This is a genomic window from Neobacillus drentensis (genome assembly GCF_036966985.1).
GTDB lineage: Bacteria > Bacillota > Bacilli > Bacillales > Cytobacillaceae > Neobacillus > Neobacillus drentensis_E.
This window is the reverse complement of the sequence record NZ_JBALSN010000782.1, coordinates 1-750: the sequence shown is the minus strand read 5'-3', so window position 1 is coordinate 750 and position 750 is coordinate 1. Positions and strand designations below refer to the sequence as shown.

2 protein-coding genes are annotated in these 750 nt (G+C 34.8%); both read right to left on the bottom strand.

Annotated features, from left to right (window positions below; translation table 11 throughout):
* A partial coding sequence (locus V7659_RS31685; protein WP_335543937.1) for a hypothetical protein occupies positions 1–148 on the bottom strand: 148 nt, incomplete at its 3' end.
* Positions 149–404: 256 nt separating this feature from the next.
* Positions 405–750: DUF3231 family protein (locus tag V7659_RS31680; RefSeq protein WP_335543936.1), on the bottom strand; the 346-nt coding region annotated here is incomplete at its 5' end.

Here is a 750-nt window from a genome sequence, read left to right as displayed (position 1 = left end):
CAGTCAATGCTTTGTAATAGATTTTATCAATCGCATCACTTGCATTGGATAGTAACTCTCTTAAAAATACCTCTTTGTGGGTATAGATGGAGTTAATCATCATTTCTAGTAATCGTTTCGATTCTGCTTTAAACTGTTTCTTCGACATAGAAAATTCCCCTTTCCATTCTAAAAATGTGATTATGTAGCCACTGATTTACGTTGTCAAAACGAAAATCCGCACTCTATTAGCACTCTAACTAACCGAGTGCTAATTCCATATATTTAAATATCATATTTTTTGTTAATCTGTCAATAAGTTGGTGTTTTTTCCGTGAAAATTAAAATAAAAGCCACATAAAAAGAAGAATTATTTTGACTTATGTTAAAATAATCCTTCTTCTTTAGTGTTATGGGGATTCCTATTATTTATTTTGGTTACGGATGGCCTCTCTATCTAACGACTGTGGCGGTTTTTCAAACCATCCATGATCAATCATCATTCTTGCCCCATCCTCTGCATAAGAGCCAACCTTCAAAAGGTATTTCTCATACATTAGGGCTAAATCCTTACGAAGTGAGGCGGCTATGGCAAGCCCGAAGTCCCCAATTCCAATAGCACTCTGTGTATTCGTATGAAATAGCATTAGTTTATCTGAAAAAGGAGCTTCCTTGCTTGCTGTAATCGTTGAATCCCATGTGGAAGGATAAGAATTGTCGTCCTCTTTTAATTTTATCATAAAATCTTCCACCATTTTCTTACCTAAATCA